This window comes from Paenarthrobacter sp. TE3676 (assembly GCF_056279165.1).
The window spans coordinates 1-3,296 of the sequence record NZ_JBWBQU010000014.1 but is presented as its reverse complement, the minus strand read 5'-3'; the positions used below and the strand labels follow the sequence as shown (position 1 = coordinate 3,296).

General features: G+C 62.6%; 2 protein-coding genes and 1 rRNA gene. 2 read left to right on the top strand and 1 reads right to left on the bottom strand.

Annotation, left to right across the window (positions count from 1 at the left end; genetic code table 11):
- A 5S ribosomal RNA gene (gene rrf, locus ACZ881_RS21830) occupies window positions 1-73 on the top strand; the annotation flags it as partial.
- Window positions 74-178: 105 nt separating this feature from the next.
- Here rrf and ACZ881_RS21825 read toward each other — a convergent pair.
- Window positions 179-2,089, bottom strand: a complete 1,911-nt coding sequence (locus ACZ881_RS21825; protein ID WP_476117960.1) for an AfsR/SARP family transcriptional regulator — start codon at window positions 2,087-2,089, stop codon at window positions 179-181.
- Between the two features lie 122 nt (window positions 2,090-2,211).
- Here ACZ881_RS21825 and ACZ881_RS21820 point away from each other — a divergent pair, with 122 nt between their 5' ends.
- On the top strand, window positions 2,212-3,093 hold the full coding sequence (locus ACZ881_RS21820) for an alpha/beta fold hydrolase (protein ID WP_476117959.1): 882 nt from the start codon (window positions 2,212-2,214) through the stop codon (window positions 3,091-3,093).
- Window positions 3,094-3,296: the final 203 nt, after the last annotated feature.

The window sequence follows — 3,296 nt, the reverse complement described above, 5'->3', positions numbered from 1 at the left end:
CCCGGAAGCTAAGACCCACAGCGCCGATGGTACTGCACCCGGGAGGGTGTGGGAGAGTAGGACACCGCCGGACAACCATTAGGTAGAGACCCCCCCAACCCACACGGGTCGGGGGGTCTCCCGCATTTAACAACCGCCCCAAAACAAAAGCCTCCACCACCACGGAGGCTTCACCCCTTTAACCACCAAACTCACGCCGCAACCCAGCAGCCACCTCAAGCAGCCCCAGGTAGTGATCAACGCGGCCGAGGTCCACCACGCCGCTTCCGGCAGCCCGTTCCTGTCTGGCCGGTTCCAAGGCGCCCAACGCCCGGCGGATCATAGAGGGCTCGCCCAGTTCGCTGGCTGCCTGGGCAACGAAGCACCAAGTCGCCTCGAGCAAAAGATCCGCGGGGGGATCCGGAAGCCGCCGGAGAGTTTCACTCGCCTCGTGGCACGCGCCCGTCCTTACCAGCAAAAGGGGCCGAACCCAGCGCTCATAGGGGCCAAAGTCGCCGTCGCTCAGTTCAGTAGCGTCACGCAACTCGCGGCCAAGGGTCGCCAAAGCCTCGATTCCGTCAGTGAAGCCAGGCATCTCTGCCGGCAACGGAGGTGGCTGGCTGTCGCCGAGGAAAGTCCACCGGAACCAGTGGGTGAACACGCTCGCCAACGGTCTCTCGTGCCGCTGGGCCAGCCGGTCCACCGTATCGGCTTCAGTGCTGGCTGAGCTGATGTCATTCATGGCGCACAATGCCTGCATACGAATCAGCCGCCCGTTGATTTCAAAGGTGGGCGAATCGGCGTCGAACGCTGTTGTTATCAGCTTCTGGCCGATTTCGGCGCGATCTGCTGCAAGGCCGGCTGAGGTGAAGGTCTGCATAAACCGGGCGCTCAGGGCGAAACAGAGCAGTTGCGCGTCCCCTAGTCTCCTGGCGATTGACTCCGCTTCGCTGACTTCCGAGTGGCGAGCGCCGGTGCCCCGGGATTCCATGGCTATGGTGGCCAGGAGACGGGCACGGCTTCGGTCGTTGAGGCCTGGGTTGGCGGCAAGCGCATCCTCCGCAGCGGCCATCACGACGGCGGCAGCAGCTGGGTCATCCGGGCGCGTCCAAATCCCGGGTATGTCGTAGCCGCCAATGACGCGGGCGGCGAGTGCGGGATCGTTCAGGTCTGCAGCAGCTTGGATGGCCGCTATGCGTTGGGTGCGAGCTGTCTCAAGATTGCCAGCGACTGCCAAGCTGCCCAACACAGCGTTTGAGGCTTCCAGTTGAACTCTCGTGCCGCTTCTGGAATAGGCGGTGGCAGTCATGGCCAAGCGGAGGGGTTCCACGTGGTGCAACCTGGGATCCCTGCGGAGCATCCTGCCCTCCAGATCCACGAGCGCGGGGCTTGGGTCCAGCCCCAGTTCGTTGGCATGCTGCGCCCGTGCCCGCCGAAGGACGGCCAATGCATCGCCTTGGCGGTGACTTTGGTACAGCGTCATGGCCAGCAAGCGCCATCCTTCTTCGCGCCAGGGGTTCTCCTCCACCTGTGCTTCCAGCATGGCAACGGCCTCCGCCGGCCGGCCGCAGTCCAGGCACGCGGAGGCAAAGCGTTCGACGGCGGTCTGCCGCAGCCCGGTAAGTCGTTTTACCTCTGGAAGGGCCCAAGGCCGCTCGGCGAATTCATGAAAGGCTGCGCCCCGCCACTCGCCGAGTGTGGTGGACAAGAGTGATTCGGCCTGGTTGGGCGTCGCTCCAACTGCTCGGGTCACTGCCGCCGCGAACCTCCAAGCATCAACGGCGTCGAGATCGAGTCGAAGGGCGTACCCATCGCGCACCGTAACGAGCACCGAGGGTGGCGTGCGTGGTAGCCGACGTGGTTCCAGGATGCGGCGAAGCTCACCAACGAAAGTGCGGACTGCTCCGACAGCTCCCGGTGGCGGCTTACTTTCCCACAGTTCATCAATGAGTGACGCCGTTGAGATATCGCGGCCTCGCAGTGCAACGAGCATGCCAAGGATTTCCCTATGCCGGCGCTTGGAGAGTTCCTGCATTTCTCCATCAACACTCACCTGGAGGGGTCCGAGGACACGGATCTGCACAGTACTTCGGATTGACGCAGTAGTCACGTGTCAATCGTAGTGAGGAAGTAAGACAACCAAGGGTGTCCATTGCCTGCCACGGGTCCAGCTGATTCGCTGCTGATTCGGTGGCAGGAGAGTGGGTCTACCACCAATGAATGGAGACTCCATTGACTTTGACACTGCTTCCCGAGGCCACCTATCACCGTGTACCTGTAGCACCTGACGTCGAACTGAACGTCGCAGTGGCGGGGCACGGGCCCGCCGTCGTACTTTTGCATGGCTTTCCGCAGACGCACCTCATGTGGAGGCATATCGCCGCAGACTTGGTGGCGGACCACACGGTCATATGCCCGGACCTTCGTGGCTACGGGGCAAGCGATAAACCGGCAGGGGAAGCGGAGGAAACGTACTCGAAGCGGACGATGGCCGCGGACATCGTCGCGGCCGCCCGGGGCCTTGGGCACCATCGCTTCGCACTGGCGGGTCACGATCGTGGCGCCCTGGTTGCTGTGCGGGCAGGTTTGGACCATCCCGACGCCGTCAGCCACCTGCTGGTCCTGGATGTGCTGCCGACGTTGGATATGTGGGATATTCTCCACGGGGCGGATGCGAAAGTGGCTTGGCACCTTTATCTGATGGCTCAGCCAGCGGGAATCCCCGAGCCCATGATCGAAGCGACTGCAGACTCCTTCTTTGCATCGTTCATCGACGGATGGACTGCCGATCCTGGAGCGATCCCGCCACGGTATCGGGAGGAGTATCTGAAGGCATCCGGTCAGGCAGTGTGGTCGATCGTTGCGGACTACCGGGCTTCTGCGGGAATCGACGTCGCGCATGATCGCGCCGATAGGAACGGCGCACACACCCTGCCAATGCCAGTGACGGTGATGCAACAGGACTGGGGAGCGGTGCTGGGCTATGACGCCGCTGCCCTGTGGAGTGCTTGGGCGCCGGATCTTAAACACATGACCGTGAACATTGGCCACTTCATGGCTGAGGAGAATCCCGCGGCGGTGGTCTCGGCCATGCGCGAGTTGATGGAGCGCTAAGGAGCAGAGTCCGACGGCGGTTGGTGGGGTTTTGGGGGTGTGTGGGGTGGGGTTGGGGGTGGATTTGCGTTGGAGGTGTGGGGCGTGTATTGTTTTCTGAGTCGCCGGGTGCGAAACGGAAAGCCGGAAGGTGTGTACGGTTCGGTAGGCGGCCAAAAATAACTCTTCTTTTCCAATGGCCCTGTTGGGTGCGCTGCTTTTGT